Source organism: Halomonas maura (genome assembly GCF_030409305.1).
GTDB lineage: Bacteria > Pseudomonadota > Gammaproteobacteria > Pseudomonadales > Halomonadaceae > Halomonas > Halomonas maura.
Genome location: NZ_JAUFPQ010000012.1, coordinates 101,135 through 127,097 on the forward strand (window position 1 = coordinate 101,135; position 25,963 = coordinate 127,097).

The following is a 25,963-nucleotide window of genomic DNA, read 5'->3' on the forward strand; positions in this document are numbered from 1 at the left end:
GGGAGAAGACCGGGCGGGTCAGCCCAGGCGGCGCATCGGCTCGCGCTGGGCGGGGACGTCGCCGGCCACATAGTAGGGGGCGTCGCTTCTCGGCAGCGGCTCGCGGCCACGGATCTTGTCGGCCATCTTCTCGGCCAGCATGATGGTCGGCGCGTTGAGGTTGCCGGTGGGAATCACCGGGAACAGCGAGGCGTCGACCACCCGCAGGGCCTCCACGCCGTGGACCCGCCCGGCGCCGTCGACCACGGCGTCGTCTCCCTCGCCCATGCGGCAGCTGCCGCAGGGGTGATAGGCGGTCTCGGCGTGCTCGCGGACGAAGGCGTCGAGCTCGGCGTCGGTCTGGATGTCCGGCCCCGGCGAGATCTCCCGGCCGCGGTAGGCGTCGAAGGCCGGCTGGGCGATGATCTCGCGGGTCAGGCGGATGGCGTCGCGGAATTCCTGCCAGTCCTTCTCGGTGGACATGTAGTTGAACAGGATCGAGGGCGCGGCCTTGGGGTCGAGGGAGGTCAGGCGCACCCGGCCCTCGCTCTCGGAGCGCATCGAGCCGACGTGGGCCTGGAAGCCATGGGCCTGCACCGCGCTCTTGCCGTTGTAGCTGATGGCGATGGGCAGGAAGTGGTACTGCAGGTTCGGCCACTCCTCCTCGTCGCGGCTGCGGATGAAGCCGGCCGCCTCGAACTGGTTGCTGGCGCCCACGCCGGTGCCGAACAGCATCCATTCGGCGCCGATCTTCGGCTGGTTGTACCACTTCAGCGCCGGGTACAGCGAGATCGGCTGCTTGCACTCGTACTGGATGTACATCTCCAGGTGATCCTGGAGATGTTGGCCGACGTTCTCGTTGATCTGCACCGGGGCGATGCCGAACTCGTGCAGCACGTCCCTGGGGCCGATGCCGGAGCGCTGCAGGATCTGCGGCGAGGCGATGGCGCCGGCGCACAGCAGCACCTCGCGACGGGCGTGGACCTCCTGGCGCTGGCCGCCACGCTCGTAGCGCACGCCGGTGGCCCGCTTGCCCTCGAAGGTGATGACGTCGGTGGTGGCGCGGGTCTCGATGGTCAGGTTGGGGCGCGGCTTGGCCTGGTCCAGGTAGCCGCGGGCCGTGGAGGCGCGCCGCCCTTTCGGGGTGACGAAGCGGTCCATGGGGCCGAAGCCTTCCTGCTGGTAGCCGTTGACGTCCTCGGTGGCCGGGTAGCCGGCCTGCTGTCCGGCCTCGATGAAGGCATGGTAGAGCGGGTTGTTGCCCGCCTTCGGCGTGGTCACGCTGACCGGGCCGTCACCGCCGTGGTAGTCATCGGGCCCGATGTCGCGGGTCTCGGCCTTGCGGAAGTAGGGCAGGCAGTCGGCGTAGGTCCAGTCCTCGAGGCCGGCTCGCTTGGCCCAGCCGTCGTAGTCCAGGGCATTGCCGCGGATGTAGCACATGCCGTTGATCAGCGAGGAGCCGCCCAGGCCCTTGCCGCGGCCGCACTCCATGCGCCGGCCGTCCATGTGCGGCTCCGGGTCGGTCTCGAAGGCCCAGTTGTAGCGCTTGCCCTGCAGCGGGTAGGCCAGGGCCGCCGGCATCTGGGTGCGGAAATCGAAGCGATGGTCGGGGCCGCCGGCCTCGAGCAGCAGCACGCTGACATCCGGATCCTCGGTGAGGCGGGTGGCCAGGACGTTGCCGGCGGAACCGGCGCCGATGATGATGTAATCGAACTCGCGAGCCTGTGACATCGACAAGCCCTCCTCAAGCAGCAAGATGGAACGGGGACAGAAGACGGCCGGTCACGGGGGAGCCCCCGTGACCGTGGGCGGGGCGTCGGCCTAGAACACCGACTCGAAGGGCCCCATCTCGACCTGTACCGACTTGGTCTGGGTGTAGTGGGCGAGGGTCTCGACGCCGTTCTCGCGGCCCACCCCGGACTGCTTGTAGCCGCCCACCGGCATCTCGGCCGGGGACTCGCCCCAGGTGTTGATCCAGCAGATGCCGGCCTCCAGGCGCTGGATGACCCGGTGGGCGCGGTTCAGGCCCTCGGTGAAGACGCCGGCGGCCAGGCCGTAGACGGTGTCGTTGGCGCGGCGGATCACCTCGTCCTCGTCGTCGAAGGCGAGGATCGCCATCACCGGGCCGAAGATCTCCTCGCGCACGATACGCATCTCGTCGCGGCAGTCGGTGAACACCGTGGGCGCGGCCCAGGCCCCGGCGGCCCAGTCGATACCGGAGTCGTCGCCCTGGTCCCAGGCCTCGCCGCCGGCCAGCACGCGGGCGCCTTCCTGCTTGCCCACGGCGATGTAGGACAGCACCTTCTCCTGGTGCTCGAAGCTGACCAGCGGGCCGAAGTTGACCGCCGGGTCGAGCGGGTCGCCGGCCTTGATGCGCGCCACGCGCTCGGCGATCTTGCCCTCGAAGGCGTCCTTGATGCCGCGAGCGACGAAGACGCGGGTGCCGTTGGTGCAGATCTGCCCGCTGGAGTAGAAGTTGGCCATCATGGCGGCGTCCGCGGCACGGTCCAGGTCGGCGTCGTCGAAGACGATCAGCGGCGACTTGCCGCCGAGCTCCATGGTCACGTCCTTGAGGGAGGAGGCCGCGGAGGCGGACATCACCTTCTTGCCGGTGCCTACCTCGCCGGTGAAGGACACCTTGTCGATGCCGGCGTGGCCGGTGATCAGCTGGCCGACGCGGCCGTCGCCATGCACCACGTTGAAGACGCCGTCGGGCAGCCCGGCCTCGGTGAAGATCTCGGCCAGCGCCATCACGGTCAGCGGGGTGACCTCGCTGGGCTTGAAGACCACGGCGTTGCCGGCGGCCAGCGCCGGAGCCGACTTCCAGCAGGCGATCTGGATCGGGTAGTTCCAGGCGCCGATGGCGCCGATCACCCCCAGCGGCTCGCGACGGGTATAGACGAAGGAGGACTCGCGCAGCGGGATCTGGCTGCCCTCGATCGCCGCGGCCAGGCCGGCGTAATACTCCAGCACGTCGGCGCCGGTGACGATGTCCACTGCAGCGGTCTCGCTGATCGGCTTGCCGGTGTTGCGGCTCTCGAGTTCGGCGATGGCGTCGTTGCGCTCGCGGAGCAGCGCCACGGCGCGCTGCAGGATGCGCCCGCGCTCCATGCCGCTCATGGCCGCCCAGGCCTGCTGGCCACGGCGCGCCGCGGCGACGGCGGCGTCCACGTCCGCCTCGCTGGCCTGCTGGACCTCGGCCAGGGTGCTGCCGTCGAAGGGATTGACGACCGGGAAGCTCTCGCCGGAGGTGGCGTCGACCCGGCGGCCGTCGATGTAGAGGGTTTCGATAGCGTGGTGGGTCATGGGACCTCCAGTCAGGACTCGGTAGAAACGGGGTGGGGGGCGGTCGGTGTCGTGACCACGCCGTGGGCGTGGAGCAGCTGGTCGAGGTATTCCCGGGCCAGGCGCCGGGCACGATCGGTGTCCAGCCCCTCGGGGGTCAGGGCGCCGCGCAGCCACAGGCCGTCGATCATCGCGGCCAGCGCCCGGGCGGCATCGCGGGCCTCCTCGCGGGGCAGCAGGCGACGCAGCTGGTGGCAGAGATTGGCATACAGGCGCCGGTCGTTGACCTGCTGCAGGCGCTGCAGCTGCGGCTGGTGCATGCTGCTGGCCCAGAAGGCCAGCCAGGTCTTGGCCACCGGGCCGGTGACCTGGGAGCGATCGAAGTTGCCATCGATGATCGCCGCCAGGTGCGCCTCGGGGGCGTTCGTCGCCAGGGCCCGGCGTCGGGCGGTGACGGCCTCGCCCAGGTCGCTGAGGATCTGGCGCATCGTGGCCTCCAGCAGGCCGTCCTTGCCGCCGAAGTAGTGGCTGATGATGCCGGCGGAGACGCCGGCATGACGGGCGATGCGCATCACGGTGGCATCGGCCAGGCCGACCTCGTCGATCGCCGCCATGGTGGCCTTGATCAGCTGCTGGCGACGGATGGGTTCCATTCCGACCTTGGGCACCTCGCGGACTCCTCTCTCGGCGTGCGTCTTGCTTCCATGCCCGGGGGCATGGTTATCTGGCCACAGCTTGCCATTTTTTTATTGAACGTTCAATCAATAAAAGTAATCGGCAGCCGGCAGGGAGGCGAGCCCTGCCTATACTCAACGTCCAACCCAAGGGAGACATGCCAATGAACAAGAAGACCATGGGCCTGGCCACCGCCGCGCTTTCGCTGACCGCTTCGCCACTGCTGATGGCCGCCGAGGACTCGAGCTGCCAGAGCGTGCACTTCGCCGAGGTCGGCTGGACGGACATCACCGCGACCACCGCCCTGACCACCGAGGTGCTCGAGGCGCTGGGCTACGAGACCCGGATCGATACCGTCTCGGTACCGATCGCCTACTCGGGCATGAAGAACGGCGACTTCGATGTCTTCCTCGGCAACTGGATGCCGTCCATGGCCTCGATCAGCGATCCCTATGTGGAGCAGGGTCAGGTGGATCGGTTGGGGGCCAACCTGGAGGGGGCCAAGTACACCCTGGCGGTGCCGCAGTACGTGCATGACGCCGGGGTGACCTCGGTGGCCGACCTCGACGAGCATGCCGAGAAGTTCGATGCCACGTTGCATGGCATCGAGGCCGGCAACGACGGCAACCAGCTGATCGAGGACATGATCGACGACGACGCCTTCGGCCTGGGCGACTGGCAGCTGGTCGATTCCAGCGAGGCCGGCATGCTCGCCGAGCTGCGTGCCCGCACCCCGGACGAGACATGGATGGTGTTCCTCGGCTGGGAGCCGCACCCCATGAACACCAACTTCGACATCGCCTACCTCGAGGGCGCCGACGACTACTTCGGCCCCGACCTCGGCGGGGCCACCGTCTACACCAATACCCGCGCCGGCTTCGCCGAGGAGTGTCCCAATGTCGGTGAGCTGCTGGGCAACCTCTCCTTCACCCTGGAAATGGAAAACCAGCTGATGGGCGAGATCATGGAGCAGGGCGCCGATCCCCGCGATGCCGCCCGGGAGTATCTCCAGGCCCATCCGCAGGTGCTCGAGGGCTGGCTCGAGGGCGTCACCACCCGCGACGGCGAGCCGGGCCTGCCGGCGGTCAAGGAGGCGCTGTCCATCGAGGGATAAGGGTTGCCGGCGACAGGCCGTTGCGCGTCCCGGGGTGGGGGCCATGTCGGGCTTGCCAAGGGGCGGGCCGCCGTGCATAATCCCCACCCGTCGCTCGGGCCAAGGTCCGCGAGGCAAAAATGGCTACGTAGCTCAGCTGGTTAGAGCACATCACTCATAATGATGGGGTCCCCTGTTCGAATCAGGGCGTAGCCACCAGGACACCACGAGACGCCCGCTTGGCCCCTGGTCGAGCGGGCGTCTTGCGTTGTGGCGCGGGCCAGGCGGAAGGCGGAGGCACTTGACGTTTACAAGCCGATCCGTATACTACGCCCCGTGCTCGAGGCCATTCCCCGATAGCTCAGTTGGTAGAGCAAATGACTGTTAATCATTGGGTCGCAGGTTCGAGTCCTGCTCGGGGAGCCAGCTTCGTCCCAGAGCGTCGAGCACAGAGGTAATCAGGTCATTCCCCGATAGCTCAGTTGGTAGAGCAAATGACTGTTAATCATTGGGTCGCAGGTTCGAGTCCTGCTCGGGGAGCCACCTTTCCTGCCGGATATTCCTCGCCTGTTACGGGCCAGCACGCCATTCCCCGATAGCTCAGTTGGTAGAGCAAGTGACTGTTAATCACTGGGTCGCAGGTTCGAGTCCTGCTCGGGGAGCCAAGCCGCACCTTAGGCTTTTTTGCTAACGCTTTCAATGGCATAGTGCCATGAGTCATCACCTGTTCCATCCACCAGGAACGGGGATCTGGCATGCGTCTCCTAGCGGTGCTCTCCACCAAGGGGGGCGTTGGCAAGACAGTTTGACGTCTGAACTGGTCTGTCGACTGGGTCTGTGGGGCATGGTTCCCCGAGCAATGGGTTAGACGATGTCTGGCGGCCATCGCCTGACGGATGCTGTCTGCGACGCAAGCCTGCTAACGGCCAAGCCCCACCACGTGCATCCGCCTTGCGCCAATTTTCCGGAAACGGCCGGCTGCGGCATACCGCCAGCACGCTTGGCTAGTGAAGCCGCTGGATTCATCTTACCCCTGGCCTGATGCAGGGGACGACTAATACCGGAAAAGCCGGCCGCTGGCAGCGACAGCCGCCTCGCCATTCCGTACCCACGAAGCATGAACCTCGCCGTCTCGGCCAATAGCTATGGTGATTTCTGGTGTACGGGAGGAGGTAGGAAGGGTGGCGTATCCTGTTGATTGATCACGACCAAGATCTCAATCAACACGAGCGGATACACCATGACCGACTCTACCCCCCGAACCCTGTCACAGCCAGATCCCGGGGTCACCGACCCGTTGCACGAGTTGCTGCGCCAAGGGGCTCGAGACCTGATCGCCGAGGCGGTGGAGGCCGAGCTGGCAAGGTTCCTGGCCCAGTATGCCGGCACGCCCCTGGCGGACGGTCGACAGTCGGTGGTGCGCAATGGCTATTTGCAGGAGCGCACCGTGCAGACCGGCATCGGTGACGTCACCGTCAAGGTTCCCAAGGTGCGGGATCGGAGTGGCGGCAAGGCCTGCTTCAACAGCCCCCTGTTGCCGCCCTATCTGAAGCGGGCTCGCACGACTCTGGCGATGGTCTTCAAACTGCTCCAGTCCGCCCAGAAACGCTGGAGCGGATCAAGCACTTCCAGAAGTCGGAGCTGGTCGTCAGCAACGTCAAGTTCCAGAACGGGGAGCAGGTAGCCGATCAATCGGACGAGGAATCGTCTATGTGTATCTGATCTCTACCCGCAAGCTTGGCCACGTAAAGGGCTCGATCTGCGCGAGAGAAAAGGCTGATCGAAGTGTCTCCAGGCTTCGCAGCCGCAACGCCCACTGAGAAGGTATATTTGAAGTCAGGCCTATCCTTTAGAGGTCGCGATTGTCGCACACTGACGAGCATTCTCTCGACGATGCGCCTAGCCTGCTCAATGGAAGTGGCTGGAAGAGTCAGGACGAACTCCTCCCCCCCGACGCGACCAAAGCAGTCGGTGCGCCTCACGAGCCGGTGAATGCGCTTTGCCAAGTCTTTCAGGACGAGATCGCCGTTGTGATGGCCAAACTGGTCGTTGATGCTCTTGAAATGGTCGATATCGAGTACGCACAGGCACCCGAGTGATGACAATTCATCGGATACTTGCCGCTGCAGCATGTCCTCGATTCGGGCAGTCACAAACCGGCGGTTGGCAACCCCGGTCAGTACATCGGTGTATGAAGCCTTGATCGCCAGGTCCCGGTCCTGCCGAATCTCACGTGCACTGGCCTTCAGGTCCGTAACGTCGGTGGCAATGCAAAGCATCCAGCCGTCTTCTCTAACCGTCTCTGTCATCCAGAGCCATCGGCCGTCGAAAAGATCGGTTTCGAAGGCTTTGAAGCCGATCTTTCCTCTGCGCGACTGTGTGGAGATCAGCCACTCTTCGAAGTCCGCAGCGCGAATGACGGTGCCTCGTTTGGCGTGGTGGTTTCGCCTCATCAGATCAGGCCAAAAAGGTGTCTCGCACGGCTCGATGAAGTAGGCTGATCGAAACGCCTTATTGGCGTATCGAAGTCTGTCAAAGTCATCATAGGCCGCGACAAGAACGGGCGAAGACTCGAACAACTGAAACAGACTATGGTGGATGTCGTTCATGATTAAATGTAGAGTGTCTCACCTTCGAGAAAATTTTAATCGCCGGAAGAGCTGTTTCTCAAGTTGATCGATGCGACATATCGGCCGAGCTCATTGACGACAATTACTGGAAAACCCTGCACATTAATGAGGCCTGTCTGAAACGAAGATAGCGGATGATGTTCTCTTGAGAAATCAGTGAGTCCCGCCAAGAACCTGATTCCAGAGGACCATCCGCCATGGATGAAAGCGTATCTCCCTGGATTCCGTCCTGCAACGGATCTGTCCGGGTCGAGCTGAGCGGCCATCGCAGCTCCAATGACAGCGGTGCTGCTGCTGCGTGAAGCCCTCGACAACAGCGGCGTCATGCCCGCCCTCGAGGCACACCTGGTCGATTCACGCAATTCGCTTCGCGTGCGCCACTCGCTGGCCAGTCAGCTCCGCACCGTGGTGATGCAGCGGGCAGGGCCTGGCCGCCGGCATCTGATCACGGCTCAAGACCCTGGGGCAGGGCCCGCAGACGAATGAAACGTTGTCTATCGCTTCCGCCTGCGTCGCCCCACGCCTCCCGGTCCGCATGGCCAGGGGGCTCATCTAGCTTAGTGACAAAAGGACGGATTATGACCGCCACGAATGCCGAGCCCTTGCGGGCCCAGCGACCGGTTCTGCACTTCACCCCGCCCGAGGGCTGGATGAACGACCCCAACGGTCTCGTCTGCTTCGCCGGCGAGTATCACCTCTTCTACCAGTACTACCCGCATGACCGGGTCTGGGGACCCATGCACTGGGGGCATGCGGTGAGCCGCGACCTGGTGCACTGGGAACACCTGCCGCTGGCGCTGATCCCGGACGAGGCCGGCATGTGCTTCTCGGGCAGCGCCATCGTCGACTGGCACGATACCAGCGGCCTGTTCGGCGGCCGGCCGGGCCTGCTGGCCTTCTATACCGTGCATCGCCAGGCGGAGGACGATCCCGCGGACTATGTTCAGGAGCAGTGCCTGGCCTACAGCCAAGATCGTGGACGCAGCTGGCAGAAGTATGCCGGCAACCCCGTCATCGCTTCGCCCGGGTTCAAGGACTTCCGCGACCCCAAGGTGATCTGGCATGCCCCCAGCCGGCGCTGGGTGATGGCGCTGGCCTGTGGTCAGGCGATCCAGTTGCATGTTTCCGACGACCTGCTGAGCTGGCGGCTGGCCAGCACCTTCGGCGAGGGGCAGGGGGCGCATACCGACGGCCCCTGGGAGTGCCCCGATCTCTTCGAACTGCCCGTGGAGGGCGCGGCGGAAGATGCGCCGGCAACGCGCTGGGTGCTGGTGGTGGGCGTCTGCGCCGGCGAACAGGACGATTTTGGCTCCTTCACCCAGTACTTCGTCGGTGACTTCGACGGCGAACGCTTCCACAACGAGAATCCCGCCGAGCGCGTGCTGCTGATGGACGAAGGGCGCGACTTCTATGCCGTGCAGAGCTGGTCGGACCTGCCCGCCGAGGATGGCCGGCGGCTGGCCATCGCCTGGCTGAACAACTGGCTCTACGCCAACCAGATTCCGGAGTCCGGCTGGCGGGGGGCCATGAGCTTCCCCCGGGAGCTGTCGCTGGTGGGGACACCGGAGGGTATCCGAATGCGCCAGACCTTCGCCGTCGAACTCCTGGGTTCGAGCGAGCGCCGGTCGGTGCCGGTAGCGACCGTCCCGAGCGAGTTCGGTCCCGGGGAACATCGGTTGGTCGAGGCGGGCAGTGCCACGGCTCACGGGCGACTCGCCCTCGAGCTGCGGCCGGACACTGTCATCGCACTGGACCTGCAACAGGGCCGACAGTTTTCGCTGCGACTGAGCCACGACGGTGCCCGCCTGCATCTCGAACACCGGCGTGATGGCCGGAACGGCGACGCGGCCTTCGATCGGCATTATCCCCATCGCCTCGGCCGCGAGCTGCCGACCGGCGGTGCCGTCACGCTGGAGTGGTTGATCGATCACGGCTCCCTCGAGCTGTTCCTCGACGGCGGGCGCCTGTCGCTGACGCACCTCAGCTTCGCCGACCCGGACCAGCGGCCGGTGGTGCTGCGCGTGGAGGCCGGCGCCTGCCGCGTTATCGACGCTCGCTACCACCGTCTTTGAGGATCCGAGTCCCGGTTCGCGAGCGGATCGTTGACTCAGCTGCGGGGATGTCCCGCCGCTTCTCATCACCCGCACCGGTGGCGAGCCGTTGTGGTGAGCGGGATCTGGGCCGAGCGAGTGGATGGGAAGCCGGGCTGTGCGAACCTTATCGAGCCGGCGCGAGGGGTGGCGAAGGAGATCCACCCACGCATGCCGCTGACCCCGAATGCCGATAGCCTGGGGTCCTGGCTCGATTCGCACCTGACCGATCGCGAGGCGGTGCCAGGTGGTGCGGCACTGGGATGCCGAGGTGTTGAGGCACGGGACGGTGAGCCCGCGTGTCAAGCGACCTACCCTTGTCGACCCCGCTCTGATCGAGCCGGCCGACGCCTAGGGTAGGCGATTTCCTACAGCGGGACGCCGCGATGTCGCATACCAGGTGGGAAGCGCAGCAGTTAGGGTAGAGGTGTGACGTGCAGCATGATCCATGTCTGGTGAGAATACTGCTACTTCTCATTTAGATTAGCATTTCGTCGCATTTTAGGTTGTTTTTTCAATAACTTGGCGATCTTTATATAAGGTTTTTTTAAAGGAGGAAGAATTCATGAGCAACGATTCCTCAATCACCGACGAAATGGGTAGTGTCGAGAACATCTCGTTCGGTGACATCGTCAACGGCCTCAAGACCGTCGCCAACGCAGTTCGGCTACCTGGCGCACCGAAGATCCCGTATACCGCTGACGATACTGACCTGTCCGGCGACACGGACTCCGTTGATCCCTGGGCTGGCTTGAACGGTGCACTTGAAGTGGTGGGCGAGCACGCACAGGCTCTGCTTGATGACTGGGACAACCAGCAGGAAAACATCAAGAACTACTTGCCACAGCCGCAGGACTTTCCGCATGATTCTGCGGAAAATCCTCTGGTGGCTGATGAGCGGGCAATACAGGCTGCTCTTCAGTTTTTAGTTAAGTACTTCAAAGAGCACCCAGAGATGATGCCGAAAAATTCGTAGAATGGGTTGTAGAAAGAGCCCCCGCAACGGCTATATCCAACGATATGTCGGGGCGAGCGCTGCCCGAGGCAGAGCTCGCCCCGTCGTTGTGTTTGTTAGTTCCTTTAGGAAAACGCTGCATAAATCCCGTCATAGCTGTCTGGCAGGCTGCGGCATTCGCAGGACTCGTACCCGTCAGTTGAGAATCCGGTAGTTGCGTACGGACCGTTCATGGCCGGCTAGGAGAGATGCTATCTAGGCGACGACCGGGATGCCGATTCTCTCGATCAGCTCTCATACTGCAATGCGCAGCGTGCGTTACGTTGTCGCAGGATATCAATTGCTTCAAGGAACTGCCACATTGCCTGGGAAGTCTACTTTTCAATGTATCTATCTTTCCAGCTATCATTGACCTCGCTGACATTAACCTCTGGTTCAGGAATCACATATGAGAACTTTCCAGGCTCAATCAAGCTGAGTCCATAGGCGACGGAAAGCCGGTCGTAATGTGCCTTGGGAACACCGACAGCAATCAGGTTATTCGGTCGTCGTAGCGATCTTGGATATGCTTTGAGCCACGATATGCTCGGAAAGCTTTCCAAGTCATTCTTCAGTCTATTATAATAACGCATTCGGCTTCCGCCTCCGCAGAGAAAGAGCGGGATGCCGTTTAACTGACGCACAGGAATCCCGTAAGTTTTTTGGGCCCTATAGAATGCCCTAGCACGGACTTGTGGAAGTAAACGCTTCCGATAAAAGTACACATCCGGGTCGCTCTTCTCGCAAAGTGAAGTAACGCTAACATTGTCGACGTAAGCTTTGAAAGACTCAGGCGCCTTCTCTAAGGAGGGCCTGCTATTAAAATGCCTTTGTAGATCTTTAAGGATATGACTGTCCGGTGGCAAAATGTTACTTAGCCAGTACTGCCACCATGAGAGACGCTCATAATGAAGATTGTAGACGCCGTTATTTTCAACTGAAGTAGTGAAAAAGGAGAAGTTGTCTCTCCCTTTCGCCACTTTCACTCTAAACAATGAGGCATCTACTGTTCCGGCGCCCACATCAACCATTAAGTAAATATTATCGGCTTTTGGGTCAAAGCTGTCAGAAAGCACGTAGCCATGTATTTGAGCAGCAATTTCTGGGAGGGATGCAACTACAATATCCTCATGTTCCTCTGCATGTGCACCATCCAGAACCTGCTTGGCCCTAAATATGGATGAGGACACATGCTCTGAACGAATTTTTATCACATTTGAAGTTGAGAGAATCCAAGCAGCAGTAGACAGTAGATCATAGAAAGCGGACTTTTCGTCTTTGTGCGCTGAAGGAATTCCTATAGCAAGACGCCATAACAACGAATATCCTGAGTAGATGTCGGCATTATGATCTAGGAACCATGCGCGAATCCTTCTGAGTACAAGTGAAATGAAGGCCACAGCATGCTCAATTAACTCTCTATCATCATGGTAGTTATTGTCGATGATTTTTGTTTTTATGTCATCTATTTTCACTTCATCCGGATGGAGTGAGTACTCTCCCCTTGAGTTCTTGTATAAATTGCTGGGAAGTAGATATGCCTTTATACCCGGTGCAGATAAAAATGGGACTGCAAATGCCTTGTCTAATACCCTATCACCAACAACGGCTTTCACATATGAAGTTCCAAAGTCCAATCCAATTATTAATTCATGATCACCTTTGCTTTTAAAAGCATCTCGAGGTTGGAAGTTTATTCCGGTGCTAGGGAGTTTAATTAGATCATAAATGTGTACATTGTCTTGATTGTCGATGGTAAGGGAGATCTCGCCTCTGGGTGTTAGTTTAGGATTGTTTTCTTCTTCTGCGTCTTTGATGGTATGTTTTCTCCTCGTCCCAACACCATCATAAATGCCAAGGTCGACTCTTTTTATCCCCTCGTCTATATCTTTAGATATTCTCCCAACTGGCCGGTAACCAAATTTCTTGTTTTCACTTTCTAGTAAGGTGCTGGGAGTGTTGTGGTGTTTTCCAGGTCCACTCCTCCTCCTTTCGTTTGTTTTATCGCTGCGGTCAAATAGGTTTGCATTTTGTTTTTCCTTTCTCTTGTTATTATTAAAGGGCTTTCTGATGTTATTTCCGCGCTCTTGCCTATCTTCAGCCTTCTTTATCCCTGCTTTCATCAATGCTAGCTTCATTGTTTTGTTTATCATCTTCAGTCCTCTGGTATCAAAAGACTTTGATTACACCGCTAGAAACAAAAAGCGTTCTTGGCTCGATCTTGGATTTCAGCCTTACTTCTGAAATCTTCTTGTCAAAAGAATGATGGAGCTTTTCAAGTCTGGCCTTGTTGGCAGGTATCATTCGATGCTTTTTATTGTCAGATGAAGAGGATAGTGTTGCTATGGTTTGTTCTATTCTTCCTATTTCAATGGTTCTTCTCCTTTCAATAGAATTCACCATTAGGTTTATTCTGTCGTCATTCTGCCGCTGCATGCTATGTTGATAAGTATTCAGCCTATCTTCTGCAACTTCCCGGCAAAGTTCAAATGCATCAGCAGCAGTAGCTAGATCAATCTCATTTCCGGCCGATAGCCAGTCATCGCCGTTCATTGCTGCTTTACTGATGATCATTTCTGATTCATCAGGAGAGAGTACATGGTCGGTTCCAATTCTAGCCACAGCGTACTCCATCCTTTCTATATCCAAGGCGCCAGAGACTGAGCACATGTGTATAGAGAATGCAAAAATTCCCTCTTTTATATCAGGCTCTTTGTATGATCTTACTTGTATGGCATTTACTGTATAGGGCCTGTTATCTGCATCAAGTTTTGAGATATTTTGTGTGATAAATCTGACGAGAGGATGTTCCTGTGTGATGCGTTCAAAGCGAGGCGAACTCTCCATGTGTTGATTATCAAACAGCAAGGGAGGCGGTGAATTTGCTAGGATTCTGGTTTTTCCTAGAAGGTGATTTTGCCGAAGATATTCGTTGAAGTTGGCCTTGGCATCTACCGATAACTCACAATGATATTTGTTGGGTTCGTTTTCTAATGATACAAGCCGCGAGCCCTCATGGTGTGAGGACAAATAGTCCCTAATATAGGAATAAAGATCTTCGCCCCTGATGAATCTTCCTACTTCTTTTGCTGAGTTAACTTGCTTTTGAATGAAGTCGCCATGAGCGATGAGGTGGTTGGCCTCTTTCTCGAGAAGCTCTTGATCTATTTTGTTTCTTTCGATAGCCACTCTTGCGCGCTCAATCTTATCCTCCTCCTCTAATTTGCTTAATTTATGTGTAAATATTTCCCTTGTGATCTGGTTGGTCACTTCTCCCAATATCAGTTCCAACTCTCCCAAAGATCCCTCGAAAACATTCAATCGATTCAGAAGCCTATCATAAATGCGTTCATCGATTGTGTCTGCATATACGAAATTCCAGATCAAAATTCTTTCTTTGGTCTGACCGATTCGATCAATTCGACCAATTCTCTGCTCAATCCGCATAGGATTCCAAGGGAGATCATAGTTAATAAGCAGGCTTGAAAACTGCAGGTCTACACCCTCTGAAGCTACTTCCGAGGAAAGAAGAATCTTGATATCATGATCTTCTTTGAATCTAGTAAGCTCTTCATTTTTATTCATCCCGCCGTGGAGAACTATTGATCTTATTCCTTTTTCTTTAAGTCTATCGTGGATATAAGAAAGAGTTCCTTTAAAGAAAGCAAATAGCACTACCTTGCTGTCTGGGTTGTCTCTCCAGTATTGTTCCAAATTTCCATGAAGTTCAAAGAATTTTGAATCCTGCTTTTCCAGCAAAGGATAGTCGCCAACATCTCTCGATATCTCCACTAGGCGTTGTACAAGATTCCCAATACTATCGCCTTGACTGCTGCATCTCTCCTTGTCGTCTCTGTAAGTTGTGTCTGAAACTACATAATCGTCCTTTTCAATAAGTTTATCGACGCCATATCCTACATCATGCCATCTCTTGCAAGCAGCTGCTATACAGCTTGACATTTGCCGTTGTGGCGTAGTTAAGATAAAACCTGTCGAAAGTCCGTGGCCTATACAGTAATCTCTAACCTCTTCTGTAACAAGGTTATAAAACTGCTTTTCCACGGGTGTCATATTTACTCTTATAGCCGTCGGGTACCGTCGTGTTCTGTCTGTCTGTACATCTCTTTTCAGTGTGCGAGTTAGAACTTTGCTAAGAGGGTTTACCTTTTCAAGGTCAAAGGTAATTTGCGATATGAAGGTGGGGGATTGGAGTTCCTGACCTTTTGGCGAACAGGATGACAAATGCTCTAACTGTTTGCTTTTGTTGAATATGGGTGAGTTTTTAGCCTCTCGAATCAACTCATGGTAATCTTCAGGAGAGGCCTTTCCAGAAAGTATAAGACTTCTCAGCTTTACCAGTGGTTTGTTGGCTTCAAGGGCCTCATCGAATGATGATTTATACGGAAATGAGCCTTCATCCAGCAAATTTAGAAGGTTGAACAAGTCGCGGCTACGCAACTGAATTGGTGTTGCCGATAGCATGATAAGGCTTTCAGCGATTGCCCTGAAGAGTCGGCCTAGCTTATGAGTCTGTGTCCCCTCGTTCCTCAGGTAGTGAGCCTCATCAATAATCACAAGATCGAGGAGGGGATTATCGGTAGCCGCACTCTCCATGAATAGGGCTAACTTTCCTGTAGCTAATTTGTTATCGGAGCTTTCGTAGTCCCTCGGAGGGCGTAAGCCTTGAATGCTGCCTATCACAGCAAATTCTTCATAAGGGTTTCTGGCAGATGACTGTAAGGTTTTCAGTAATGAGTCAGCGTTGACAATGTCAGACCTTACCCCAAATCTTTCGAGAAGTTCGAACTTCCACTTTTCTGTCAATGCCGCTGGGCAGAGTACAAGAAGACGTTTGGCATCAACTCTTGCCTTCAGCTCTGTCCATATCAACCCAGCTTCGATCGTTTTTCCCAGGCCCACTTCATCAGCGATGATGATGCCATTGCTTGGAGAGTCGAGTAAATTGATAACGGGCTTAAATTGATATGCCATAAACTGGGTGTTAGTGGTATTAAGGCTATAGATAATGTTGCTCAATCTACCACTCAGTCTGTGGAAGGTCATTGACCGCCTTAGCTGGTCGCTAGTTCCAAATTTTCCCTGTCTAAACAGGTCATAGGGCTTTAAGGCTTTAGAGTTTGCGGGCTCTAGAGCTGAAAAAATTATAAATTCTTCAGCTCCATCCATAAAGGTAACCAAGACCCGCTGCCTTCTACCCTGACCATCCAGCTCTCTCCCGACAATGCCAACTCGGGAAGGATTTGCCTTGAGCCTGACTTTCCCCCCCGGCATTATGTCTTGTGATGGCCATTCCATAAGTCACCTATACTCATTAGTCTTCAAGCCGATTTTCTTATGCTCATAATATAAACAACAGTTACAGCTGTTACGGAGTGGTGAGACGGCTCATGTTCGGTCCTCTTCAAAAATGCCCACGCTTCCTCTTTTGTTTCTGGTCACACATGGCCAGGCCCAGCTCGTCGGCGGCGCGGGGCCAGGCAAGAGGGCTTGGATAGGGTCGCAGTGGCTGGGGGGGCAGCGAAGCCAGGCCTATGGCGGGAGGGACTTCAGAGATGAAGGTCTCCAGCGGTGCCTCGCTGTGCGCGAGCGGGTCGTCGAGCAAACTGGCTAAGTCGTTTGAGCCGTCGTCGCGTTCCAGCACCACTATCACTAGGGCCTCCTGCTCTTCTTGGGTGCGACCGCTGCTGAACTCAGAGGGGGCGCCGATGTTGCAGCTGGCCTGGTCGCCCTTGTCGATCAGTACCTCGAGTACACGCTGGTCGCTGTGTACCTTGGGAGGCTGTGACTCGGTGAGGAGGTGGCAGAATTGCGGTGACTGGCTTCGGCCGTGACGGTCGATGCGCTGCCGGAGAACCAACAGCGAACAGGGAATATCGCAGTGCACCAGTCGATGGTCGGGGTGGTGCAGGTTGATGCTTTCGGTGGCTAAGTCGGACCAGAGCTGCTGACGCAGTTGGTTGTCGCCTCGGTTGAAGGCTTCCACGGTGGCCATGATGTCGCGGTCGAGATCGATGCCGCGTAGCACGCCGACCTGTTTGGCGCTGAGGCCGGCATCATTGGGGAAGTGTTCCTCAAGGAACGTTAGAGTGACCAGGCTCTCGGTGAAGATCACCAGCCGGCCGTCGCTGTCCAGGCCCCAGTCCAGTTTACCCTGGCCGGCCATTCGGCCAAGGAGCTCGAGAGGGGCCTGATACTTTCCGAAGTGTTCGTGGGTGACCGCCCGCACTACCAAGGCCAGACCTTCGAGGCTGGAAATGTCGGCGTCTCGCTCGGGGCTGCGCTCCTGCGTCTGCAGCCTTGTCAGGCGATTCTCTTTGGTTGAGAGGCAGGCGGCGGGTCTGCCGTCCAGGGTATGAAAGCAATCACTCATCAACTCGCCGAAGGCATGCTCCTGCTCGGGGCTGGCCGGCGCACGATGTCGGGTGATCCCGAGAACGGGGAAAACACCGGCCTGGTCGCGAAGATCCAGAGTGTTGCCCACGTCCACGGCCTCCGCGATCAGGGTTCGTGCCAATGGCTGGCCCAGTGCTTGATGGGTGGGCTGGAGCTGGAATGGGAGAGTGTCCATTGCGGCGTGGTGGCCGAGATGGATGCATTCGTCAGCGCTTGCGGTGTCGCGCAGCTGAGTGGCTAGGTTGAGCTGGCCGGCGCGGTAGCCTTGGGGGAGGGCATCGACCACTCCAGTGGTAGCCGTGTCGAGAATACGGATCTGGTCATCCAGCCGGCTGAGGAATCGGGCCTCGCGGCCAAGCACCAACTTTGAGAGCCCGCTACAACGGAGCAGATAGCCGCCGTCGTTCGATTGATCCATTCGAATGAGGCGCCACTCGGCATCGTGGATCTCCAGCCGCAGGCCCGGTGCTAACTGCTGCAGTTGATCCATGCTTCCCCCGATGTGCTGCGAGCGGCGATTTCCCTTCGAGGGACATGCTCTTGGCATTCATTCGTGCGTCCCTGCATCCCTGTGCACTTTCCTGTCAAGTGTTCAAATCAACCTTGGTGTAACAAAATGTGAAGATGGTGTCTGTTTGTAGTATGGGACAGTAATGCCAGCTCTGCCTGGAAGTCATAGAACGCCAGCAGTTCGTCCCTATCCTTGGCCAGGCATTTCATAGCCAGGGCAGGGGGAGGCACTTTCTGGTGTCGCTTGCCAGATGCCGTTGCCCCCGAATGCCGATAGCCTGGGGTCCTGGCTCGATTCGCACCTGACCGATCGCGAGGCGGTGCCAGGTGGTGCGGCACTGGGATGCCGAGGTGTTGAGGCACCGGGCGGTGAGCCCGCGCGTCAAGCGACCTACCTTTGTCGACCCCGCTCTGATCGAGCCGGCCGACGCCTAGGGTAGGCGATTTCCTACAGCGGGACGCCGCGATGTCGCATACCAGGTGGGAAGCGCAGCAGTTAGGGTAGAGGTGTGACGCGCAGCATGTCCCCAACCCCCATCGGGTGTGTAATCAGCGTCCAAGAGCAGGGAGAGCCTACGGCTATGGACAGCCACCAGTTCTCATCGGGTCCGTAAATCATGTGGTACCTTGCGTTGCCCCGGCCACGAGCCGGGGCTTCTCTTGTTCGTCATACGTCGACGTGAGCCTCCGTGATGGACAACCAAGCGTCGTCGATCTTGTGGCTCGCCCAGTCCAGGGCGCAGTCCCAAGCCACGTGCTCGTCGAGCGTGGCGGCCAGTGGAGGCATCGGATGCGGCTTCGGAGCTGGCGACTCGTCCAGATGCCAATTCATGGTCGCGAGCCACTCCCTTGTGACCGGGTCTCGCGTGAGTCACAGCTCGACCTCCGTCGATCGAAAAGTGAAGACACAGCTTCGCATGATGCGTACACCGTGGGGAGACCTGCGCAGGGTAACGACTACGATCAGCTCAGGCTGTGAACGAACGCGCCGATCTGTGTAAGGGATCGCCGTCAAGCACTGGCGTCACAGTCTGACGACGGGCAGCTCGTCCCAGCGAGTGGTGTAGCGAGGCGAGCGGTTGGCGCAGCGCAGGTGCCATGCGCTGCCGGCCCGGGACAGCCCGATCGAGACCGTGCCTCGGCCGTGCTCGCGGTTCAGCTTGTCCAGGGTGGCCATCAGCCGGTCGCGTCGCTGCCGCTGGGCGTCGTCCTCGGGACCGGCCATCAGGTCGAGCTGTTCGCTGGCGCGATCGCAGAGGTCCATCAGCATCACCCCTGCCTTTTGATATAAGAAGCCCTGGCGGTGGAGGGCCTCGAGGCCGCGGGCGGCGGCGTGCACGATCAGCCGACTGTCGTCGGTGGCCTTGGGCAGGGCAACGATGACGCTCTCCGAGTGCTGCCGCAGATCATTCCGGAAGGGGTTTGTGCGCACGAACACCAGCACCGCCCGGGCCAGGCTCTGCTGACGCCGCAGCTTCTCGGCACCCCGGCTGGCGTGGGTGCGCACCGCCTCACGCAGGTCACCCAGGTCATTGGTGAGGTGGCCGAATGAGCGGCTGGTCATGATCTGCTTCTTGGGCTGGCTCATGTCGTCGAGCGGGATACAGTCCTGGCCGCGTAGCTCCCAGACGATGCGCTCCATCACTACCGACGTCTGCCTCCGAATCCGCTTGGGGTCGGCGCATCGCAGATCCCAGGCTGTCTCGATGCCCAGCGGCAGCAAGCGCAGCGCCATGCGTCCGGCGACGCCCCATAGCTCGGTCACCGGCAGCTGCTCGAGCAGGTGGCGGGTGATCTGACTGTCGGGGGACAGGGTGGCCACGCCCTCATGGGCCGGTTCCCGCTTCGCCAGGTGGTTAGCCAGCTTGGCCAGCACCTTGCTGGTGCTCAAGCCCACGCTGATCGGGATGCCGGTGTCCCGCGACACCTGGGCCCTCATCGCCTGGCAGCGGCTCTCGAGGGTTTCCGGGGCGAAACCGTGCCAGCCCAAGAAGCTCTCGTCGATCGAGTAGACCTCGACGTGGGGCGTGTGCTGTCGATAGACCGCGGTGACGCGCCGGCTCATGTCGCCGTAGAGGGCGTAGTTGGAGCTCAGCAGGGTGCACCGCCGGCGGACCAGCGGAGGGATCTCGTGGGCCGGAGTGCCCATGCCGACGCCCAGCGCCTTGATCTCCTGGCTGCGTGCCACCACACAGCCGTCGTTGTTGGAGAGCACGCCGACCGGGCGCCCGCGCAACCGCGGATTGAAGACCCGCTCGCACGCGACGTAGAAATTATTGCAGTCGGCGAGCGCGATCACTGGCTGCTCCCCGGCACCAGGGCGTGCACGTTGTGGGTGACTACGCCCCACACCTCGCAGTCGTGCCCGTGTAGGGGGATGGGTGGGTAGGCATCGTTGGCGGCCAGCAGGTAGGGCCGGCTGCCGATGCGACCGAGCTGCTTGCAAGTCATCTCGCCGTCCACGCTGACGATCAGCACGTGCCCCGGGCGGGGCTCCAGGGAGCGATCGACGATCAGCAGGTCGTTGTCGTAGATGCCCAGGCCCTGCATCGAGTCGCCCTTACCGCGCACATAGTAGGTCGCGCTGGGGTGGGGGATCAGGTGTTCGACGAGATCGAGATCGCGCTCCAGGTAGTCGTCCGCCGGGCTCGGAAACCCGGTGCGCACCGCATCGGCGGCCAGCGGCAGCTTGACCGGTACCGCCGCCTCGTCGACCCGGCCGAGTATCTCCACCGCCAGGCTCATGTCAGCACCTCCTCGGCGCTCCGGCGCAGTCGTCCTCCGCCGTCTCCCAGCCGTTGGTAGCTGGTCGGTGTCGCCGGCGCCTTGGGACTCTTGGCCATGGTGTCTCTCCCCGTGCTATTAATGCTGGCTGTTTATACAGTATCGGAGAGATGAGGGGTAATCGGCAAGGGGAGGGGACAGCGGAAGGGGGACAGCGGAAGGGGGGCGCGGAGCGTGTAGCACCACAGCACCCATAGGACGAGGGCATGGGCCGGTCGGCAGTCTCCCAGCGGCGCCCACTGTGTGGCTGCGCACCAGGGCGGCTGCGCGAGCCATGGTAATGCCGGCGGTCTCGCACGAGTCTCGGATGCGTTCCGACGTCGGTGAGCCCTGGAGCTCGGTGAGGTCTACCAGCCGGCCTTCGGCGATCGTTCTCTCGATCACCTACTGCTCGGGGGAGGTCATGCCGGTCTCGCCCTCGCACCAGGCAATGACGCGGAGGTAGTCGACACCGGCGAGGCCGGCGATATCGGTGCGACGATGTAGGCGGCCTTGGAGGTCAACTTGCTGCTCCAAAGCGCTACGCTTATTGTCTAAATTCAGGATATTAAGCAAGCCTCAGTAGCCTAATTCCCGATAAATGCACATGCAGATTTTGCTGGGACTTCTGTGTTGGATCAAGGCTAATAAATTCATTAAGTAAGAATTTGCTAACATTCCGAATTCGGCCGAAGCGGACGTTCAATTAGCATTGATATAACTCCCGCCAGCTGCCGCCCATTTGTAGCGAAGCCGAAGGCGTCGGGGAAGGGGAGCGGACGCATTCTCATGTTAGCCATAGTGCGCTCGACGATGGCAGTTTGGACATAACGCGATTGCGTTTTCCACAGTATCAAGGCCGCCATCCGCTAGTGTCTGTTTATGGTGTACCTCTAGGTACGGAGATCCATCTTTCGCGCGCAAGAACGGCGCCGGTTTTTTGCAACTTCCACAAACCCCATTAGCATTTTCAAGCACCTCCGCTACTACGTCAGGATTCCGAATAAATACTGATGTAGCGACCCACGTTCTTTCCGGGCTTCCTGAAGCCTGTTGCAAGCGTGCTTTTCTTCCGGCTGAATCACGACGAGCTTCAGCAACTTGTGCATCAAAACCTGCGACCATACCTGATTCGCTCTTAAGACATACAACCGGAACCGATAGATTCTTGATTGCGGCCTTAATCTGGTTGGTCGTGTACTTCGATGGCTTCTCGTTGATCGCAAGTCCGAATGTATACTTAAGTGGATAGAGCCCTCCATCATCTGCTGCGATGTGCCAATCAGAAGGTTTGAACTGCCACGGCCGATCACCGGAGCGATAGCGCTCCATCCCTATTTCTAGCTCTTCAACCGATGGGGATCTTGGTTTAGTCATTGCTAACCCCTTAATTAAACCACATTGTAACGCAGCACCTCATTAAATGTACTGTTACGTCTCACACACGATAGGGGACATAATTTCTTGACAAGCACCCGCCTTTCCTTTTGCAATTTTAAAGGAGCAAAGGAAATCGGGGACGCAACCCAATTCTCCCAGTTCAACAGACATTAGACGGCTAGCTCCGATAACGAATGAACGCGCATACATTCTTTACCAGCATTACCGCCATGTATCGTCACCTGCCGAGATCAAGCCATAAGCGTAGGCTAAAATTCCGCATTCGGCCAGAAGCGGCCATTGAGTTTTTTTCTGATGTATATGTATAGCGATGGCTATCAACCGCGCGAGGTATGAGCGCCGGCTGGATAGCGGTGTTATACATGTGGCTATTGCTCGCTCTCATTAGCACGGAGCATGTATACGCCGGATTCCACTTCTACTTCGGGGGCGCTTTCTAGGACTCGTTGAAGCTCCTCTCTTTGTGGCTCGGAGGTTTCCGGGTTCGCTATTTTTTCACGCAAGGATTCGTTTGCCACCGCAATCGCATATACTGCATCCCGATCACCCACTTCTGCTGCCATTTCCCAATTATGGTATGCGGCTTCAAAGGCTTCAGCCTTGAAACTCTCGATCCCCTTGAGAAATTGCGTGCTCCCGACCAGATCTTTTGCTATACCACTTTTGCCCGGGTCATCTTCGAGCAGGAGGCTAATCATTGATCGCTTAATGCTCTTTACGTCTTCTCCGACTATCGTAAGCCGAGATTTATTTTTCCAGGCCGTCGTGGCTGCATATAAGACACCACCAAGCAATAGAACTACTACGGCCCACTCCAGGATTTTATCTTTGTGCACGATTAGCATGTCATTCACTTCCTCTTTGTGACCGTATAACGTTTGAATTAGGCACCCGTCTGACCGCATAGAGGTTCACCGCCGGCCACCAAACCAAGCAAAAAGCCCCCTTTTGGTGGACGAGGAGGGCTTGGGGCTAGCGGTGTCACGGTCTGATGCATGGGGTATGTTCTGCTGTAGGTACTCCAGATGGGCCTGCTTCGCCGCAAGATATTTCTGAAGGCCATCTTCGTTGCCCCGCAGACGAAACACGATGACTTCTTCGATCGCTGCGGCAAGGAACCGGGACGTTTCCCGTTCGTCTTCGACCTCAGCGTCTCCATGAGCTAGCTCTAGGAACCGCCCACCCATTGCCATGAGTTCGCCAAGCGATAGCTCAGAAAAGCAATGTGAAAACCGAGAGACGGACTGGAAGAAATTCAGCTCTTCAAATTCGTCGGCCGCCTCTTCATAACTGCGATCACTCATTTACCTTTCTCCTTTATGGCTAGGGCACCTACGTTAGGGCTAGGCATTGAGACCACTTTAAAGAAAAGAGGGTAGCTTCTCCTCAAATGCATCTTGCGCAGAACAAAAGCGCTTTCCAACTTCTAGCCATTGCTCTAAATCTTGCAGAGTAGGGCTTTTGCTTTCGTTTAGCTTTTTCCAAGCCTCATGAAGTTCGTCGGCGTAGACATTTGCATTGTTACGTAATTCAACAATTCTATCGAGAAGAGTTGTCACGTTCGCTCCTTACATGACCGAAGAGGCTGAATTTAACTGTGCCTAACACTGAGGTAACTGATCGCTTTGGAGCGGAGTCAAAGGCGCAGTAGAAAAGCGGTCCGGTTAACCGCCTGGTTAGAACTCATTGGCTCTACTCCAATGCTAATGATCTTGTACATGCAAAGGCTAAATTAGCGACAAGGTCGGAGCGACAAATTAGCTCCTCGACCTCATCCTCCGAATAGTTTGGCCCAATGTCTTTGGCGACTAGCCATCGCTGTACTTGTTGCTCGTACCCATGTGTATAGGCAGACAACGGTTTCCAATGTTTTTCGTATAGAGATTTTGCCTTGACATCACGCCCAGCGCTCTCGCTGAGCGCGCGCTCTACAGAGGTAAAAATAGTTGCTATGTCAATTTGTCGCTGCGTTCCTCCAATTATATTTTTCACTTGTTCCTCCGTTGCACAATGCGATGTCCACACACCCCTAACTGTGGTCTCTAGCAACAGGCGGAGCAAAGAAAACGCCGTGGCTTCCACCGGAGTTTTGTTGCTTAGGAGTATAAGAATTGCACTTTGGTGCTGCTGGGCAATTGCGAACAATGACGCCGCGATGCGACTTCGATCATCATTTTTGAGACGAAGCGCATGTAAATCTCTCGCTCGCTGATTGGCGTCGGATATTGCTGATTCAAGGTCCATACGTAGCTCGTAGTTCTAACAAGTATTAAGCCGCACGCTCTGAAATTGGATGAACGCGCTCGCGCGTTCAACAATGTAATGTTTCACGCCCCTAACCAACCTAAATACATGGGAATCAAACATTTCTTGACAACTTATCACTAATCATCATACCGCTGCATAACACCGACGAACGATCTTGCTGCCCTTTGAACTTGTCTGCTTCGGGTCGAGAACGGTCGAATCTCCCATGCACCTCCATGTCAGATGACATTCTGCATCACCCTACATTGTGGATACGCTGAGCACCCCCAGAACTGCTTCCCAGCACTTTCGCCTCGTTTCGCAGTGCGCAACACCATGCTGCTTCCGCACTTCGGACATTTCCGTTCAGCGCTAGGGCCAGAGCGAGCCTTGAGCTGCGCCACATGTTGGCGATGCGTCTCGCGAGAGGGTGCAAGCCGACCAGTTTGGATCTGTTCTAACGCATCCTGAACCTGAGCCTCCGACAGCACTGCCTCACGGAACGATTTAATATAATTGACGTAACCGCCACCGATTGTGACGTTGGCTGGCATCTTGGACTTGAATGTAGAGTTTCCAGTAAAAACTACAACCGAGTGGATGGCGTCCGAGGGAACATCAAGCGCGGCTTCCAAGGCTTTAGCGTGCTTGTAATTCTGACGCAGTGGATTCTGAAATCTGAATGATTTCCGATACACTTTCTGAGTCCATTGTGCCTGCTTCTCGCTACCGAAGATCCACCCTTTCATGTTTTTCGTTTCCACGACGAAAATACCGAATCGGGAGACAAAGATATGGTCGATCTGGGTTGTACCGTCAGGTGTTGGAAGCGTGACGTTATGGACTTGATAGTAAGTCTCTGCTGGCAACCGGAACTTGGCCACTATCTTGACCAAGGTTTCTCCGACAATACCCTTGAACCATGGGGACTTGAGGAAGCCAATTAGAATGAGCACGGGAATCAGCCACCACAACATCCTAATGGCTTCATTGATGATCAGTGAGGAATCCATGGTCTTCTGTCACCTATACAGTGATTACGCTTTGTCCTGAAAAGTGCCTGAGTCGCCCATACGGCGTTAAAGATCGGATCAAAGACCTAATTTACACCGCGTAAACTCCGTATTTTTGCCGATTTTTTCCTTGCTTGGCCATCGCTCGCTGACTTTTCGGACAAAGCTTAACGTTTTCTGTCCGTGTTGATGGCATGGTTTGCCCTCACGTCGCACCAAGAATGGAACGAAGCGCCGCAGCACCTGCCGGAGAAGATAATAGCCAGCCAAGAGCACCGCAATTAAAAATCACAGTAGCCCAAAATACGACTTGAAAAGACGGTTTCTTGGATTTATGACGAAGCAGCTTTTGTCCAACTAAAGCACCTGGCCAACCACCTGCCAGCGAGAAAAAGTGCAAGGTGCTCTCTTGGGTTCGCCATCTATCGTTTCTTGCGGCTGACTTGTCGAGTGCGTAGGCAACAAACGTAACGGTACTAGCAATGACATAAAGCCCAAGGACGGAAAACGGCAACTTACCGGCAAAGGCCGACACGGCTACAAAGATGAGAAAGACGGCGGCCCATAAGAGTGAGACATTGCCACGTCCAGATGAAGTAGCCGACAAAGGCGGATGCTCGCCGGCGAACGCAACCTGCTCAGCTCGCGCTCGCCCCTTGGCATCGGCCCTGAGTTCATAGGTCACGATTTCGTTTCCGACGGGCCTTCGTTGTCGATTTAGAAACGACTTAATGTGAACGAAGACTTGCTGTCCACCACCACTCGGGGTGATGAACCCGAAGCCTTTGTCATCCTTCCAATTTGTTATCTTTCCTTGAGAGCGCATACCGAATTCCGAAAGGGCTTACAGTGATTAGACTGCCCAGCCT

Annotated in this window: 20 protein-coding genes, 4 tRNA genes and 2 pseudogenes; 9 read left to right on the forward strand and 17 right to left on the reverse strand. The window is 57.3% G+C overall.

All coding sequences use genetic code 11. The features are described from left to right. Nucleotides 1-18 precede the first annotated feature (18 nt). From betA to betI, 3 genes are all read right to left on the reverse strand, one after another. Nucleotides 19-1,710: a choline dehydrogenase gene (gene betA, locus QWY76_RS05920; protein ID WP_290310189.1), complete on the reverse strand. Its 1,692-nt coding sequence runs from the start codon at nucleotides 1,708-1,710 to the stop codon at nucleotides 19-21. Nucleotides 1,711-1,800: 90 nt separating this feature from the next. Next, entirely contained in the window at nucleotides 1,801-3,285 is a 1,485-nt protein-coding gene (betB, locus tag QWY76_RS05925) for a betaine-aldehyde dehydrogenase (RefSeq protein ID WP_290310190.1), read from the reverse strand. 11 nt (nucleotides 3,286-3,296) lie between these two features. Then, a complete protein-coding gene (gene betI, locus QWY76_RS05930; protein WP_290310191.1) occupies nucleotides 3,297-3,932 on the reverse strand; it encodes a transcriptional regulator BetI in 636 nt (211 codons plus the stop codon). A gap of 170 nt (nucleotides 3,933-4,102) precedes the next feature. Here betI and QWY76_RS05935 point away from each other — a divergent pair, with 170 nt between their 5' ends. From QWY76_RS05935 to QWY76_RS05960, 6 genes and pseudogenes are all read left to right on the forward strand, one after another. Next, a complete protein-coding gene (locus QWY76_RS05935; protein ID WP_290310192.1) occupies nucleotides 4,103-5,053 on the forward strand; it encodes a choline ABC transporter substrate-binding protein in 951 nt (316 codons plus the stop codon). Between the two features lie 121 nt (nucleotides 5,054-5,174). Further along, a tRNA-Met gene (locus QWY76_RS05940) sits at nucleotides 5,175-5,251 on the forward strand. Nucleotides 5,252-5,382: 131 nt separating this feature from the next. Beyond that, nucleotides 5,383-5,458: transfer RNA gene (locus QWY76_RS05945), tRNA-Asn, on the forward strand. Between the two features lie 41 nt (nucleotides 5,459-5,499). Continuing rightward, nucleotides 5,500-5,575, forward strand: a tRNA-Asn gene (locus QWY76_RS05950). A 46-nt stretch (nucleotides 5,576-5,621) separates the two neighbouring features. Further along, nucleotides 5,622-5,697: transfer RNA gene (locus QWY76_RS05955), tRNA-Asn, on the forward strand. A gap of 575 nt (nucleotides 5,698-6,272) precedes the next feature. Next, nucleotides 6,273-6,611, forward strand: a pseudogene (locus QWY76_RS05960) (transposase); the annotation flags it as partial. A gap of 109 nt (nucleotides 6,612-6,720) precedes the next feature. On the opposite strand, the gene QWY76_RS05965 reads toward QWY76_RS05960, so the two are convergent. After that, nucleotides 6,721-7,641, reverse strand: coding sequence for a GGDEF domain-containing protein (locus tag QWY76_RS05965; RefSeq protein ID WP_290310193.1), 921 nt, complete (start codon nucleotides 7,639-7,641; stop codon nucleotides 6,721-6,723). A 218-nt stretch (nucleotides 7,642-7,859) separates the two neighbouring features. Here QWY76_RS05965 and QWY76_RS05970 point away from each other — a divergent pair. From QWY76_RS05970 to QWY76_RS05980, 3 genes and pseudogenes are all read left to right on the forward strand, one after another. Next, nucleotides 7,860-8,085 (forward strand): annotated as a pseudogene (locus QWY76_RS05970) (IS1380 family transposase); the annotation flags it as partial. Nucleotides 8,086-8,240: 155 nt separating this feature from the next. Next, nucleotides 8,241-9,734 (forward strand): glycoside hydrolase family 32 protein, encoded by a 1,494-nt coding sequence (locus QWY76_RS05975; protein ID WP_290310194.1) that lies wholly within the window; start codon nucleotides 8,241-8,243, stop codon nucleotides 9,732-9,734. A gap of 583 nt (nucleotides 9,735-10,317) precedes the next feature. Further along, nucleotides 10,318-10,728 carry a hypothetical protein gene (locus tag QWY76_RS05980; protein ID WP_290310195.1) on the forward strand — a complete coding sequence of 137 codons (411 nt, stop codon included), beginning with the start codon at nucleotides 10,318-10,320 and terminating at the stop codon, nucleotides 10,726-10,728. Nucleotides 10,729-11,081: 353 nt separating this feature from the next. On the opposite strand, the gene QWY76_RS05985 is transcribed toward QWY76_RS05980, so the two are convergent. From QWY76_RS05985 to QWY76_RS06045, 13 genes are all read right to left on the reverse strand, one after another. Beyond that, nucleotides 11,082-12,899 (reverse strand): hypothetical protein, encoded by a 1,818-nt coding sequence (locus tag QWY76_RS05985; RefSeq protein ID WP_290310196.1) that lies wholly within the window; start codon nucleotides 12,897-12,899, stop codon nucleotides 11,082-11,084. A gap of 16 nt (nucleotides 12,900-12,915) precedes the next feature. Next, nucleotides 12,916-16,062, reverse strand: a complete 3,147-nt coding sequence (locus QWY76_RS05990; protein WP_290310197.1) for an SNF2-related protein — start codon at nucleotides 16,060-16,062, stop codon at nucleotides 12,916-12,918. A gap of 106 nt (nucleotides 16,063-16,168) precedes the next feature. Further along, entirely contained in the window at nucleotides 16,169-17,650 is a 1,482-nt protein-coding gene (locus QWY76_RS05995; protein WP_290310198.1) for a P-loop NTPase family protein, read from the reverse strand. 687 nt (nucleotides 17,651-18,337) lie between these two features. Further along, entirely contained in the window at nucleotides 18,338-18,502 is a 165-nt protein-coding gene (locus QWY76_RS06000; RefSeq protein ID WP_290310199.1) for a hypothetical protein, read from the reverse strand. A 192-nt stretch (nucleotides 18,503-18,694) separates the two neighbouring features. Next, nucleotides 18,695-19,969 carry a Y-family DNA polymerase gene (locus QWY76_RS06005; RefSeq protein WP_290310200.1) on the reverse strand — a complete coding sequence of 425 codons (1,275 nt, stop codon included), beginning with the start codon at nucleotides 19,967-19,969 and terminating at the stop codon, nucleotides 18,695-18,697. After that, complete coding sequence (locus QWY76_RS06010; protein ID WP_290310201.1) at nucleotides 19,966-20,415, reverse strand: LexA family protein; 450 nt, start codon at nucleotides 20,413-20,415, stop codon at nucleotides 19,966-19,968. Before QWY76_RS06010 ends, QWY76_RS06005 begins: the two co-directional genes overlap by 4 nt. Nucleotides 20,416-21,225: 810 nt before the next feature. Next, nucleotides 21,226-21,810 (reverse strand): HNH endonuclease, encoded by a 585-nt coding sequence (locus QWY76_RS06015; protein ID WP_290310202.1) that lies wholly within the window; start codon nucleotides 21,808-21,810, stop codon nucleotides 21,226-21,228. Nucleotides 21,811-22,202: 392 nt separating this feature from the next. Beyond that, nucleotides 22,203-22,679 carry a hypothetical protein gene (locus QWY76_RS06020; RefSeq protein WP_290310204.1) on the reverse strand — a complete coding sequence of 159 codons (477 nt, stop codon included), beginning with the start codon at nucleotides 22,677-22,679 and terminating at the stop codon, nucleotides 22,203-22,205. 66 nt (nucleotides 22,680-22,745) lie between these two features. Continuing rightward, on the reverse strand, nucleotides 22,746-23,138 hold the full coding sequence (locus QWY76_RS06025) for a hypothetical protein (protein WP_290310205.1): 393 nt from the start codon (nucleotides 23,136-23,138) through the stop codon (nucleotides 22,746-22,748). A gap of 57 nt (nucleotides 23,139-23,195) precedes the next feature. Beyond that, nucleotides 23,196-23,393, reverse strand: a complete 198-nt coding sequence (locus tag QWY76_RS06030; RefSeq protein ID WP_290310206.1) for a hypothetical protein — start codon at nucleotides 23,391-23,393, stop codon at nucleotides 23,196-23,198. Nucleotides 23,394-23,526: 133 nt separating this feature from the next. Next, nucleotides 23,527-24,078 (reverse strand): DUF6988 family protein, encoded by a 552-nt coding sequence (locus tag QWY76_RS06035; protein WP_290310207.1) that lies wholly within the window; start codon nucleotides 24,076-24,078, stop codon nucleotides 23,527-23,529. Between the two features lie 242 nt (nucleotides 24,079-24,320). Further along, nucleotides 24,321-25,094, reverse strand: coding sequence for a nuclease-related domain-containing protein (locus tag QWY76_RS06040; protein ID WP_290310208.1), 774 nt, complete (start codon nucleotides 25,092-25,094; stop codon nucleotides 24,321-24,323). Nucleotides 25,095-25,299: 205 nt separating this feature from the next. Next, on the reverse strand, nucleotides 25,300-25,920 hold the full coding sequence (locus QWY76_RS06045) for a DUF1294 domain-containing protein (RefSeq protein ID WP_290310209.1): 621 nt from the start codon (nucleotides 25,918-25,920) through the stop codon (nucleotides 25,300-25,302). Between the last annotated feature and the right edge of the window lie 43 nt (nucleotides 25,921-25,963).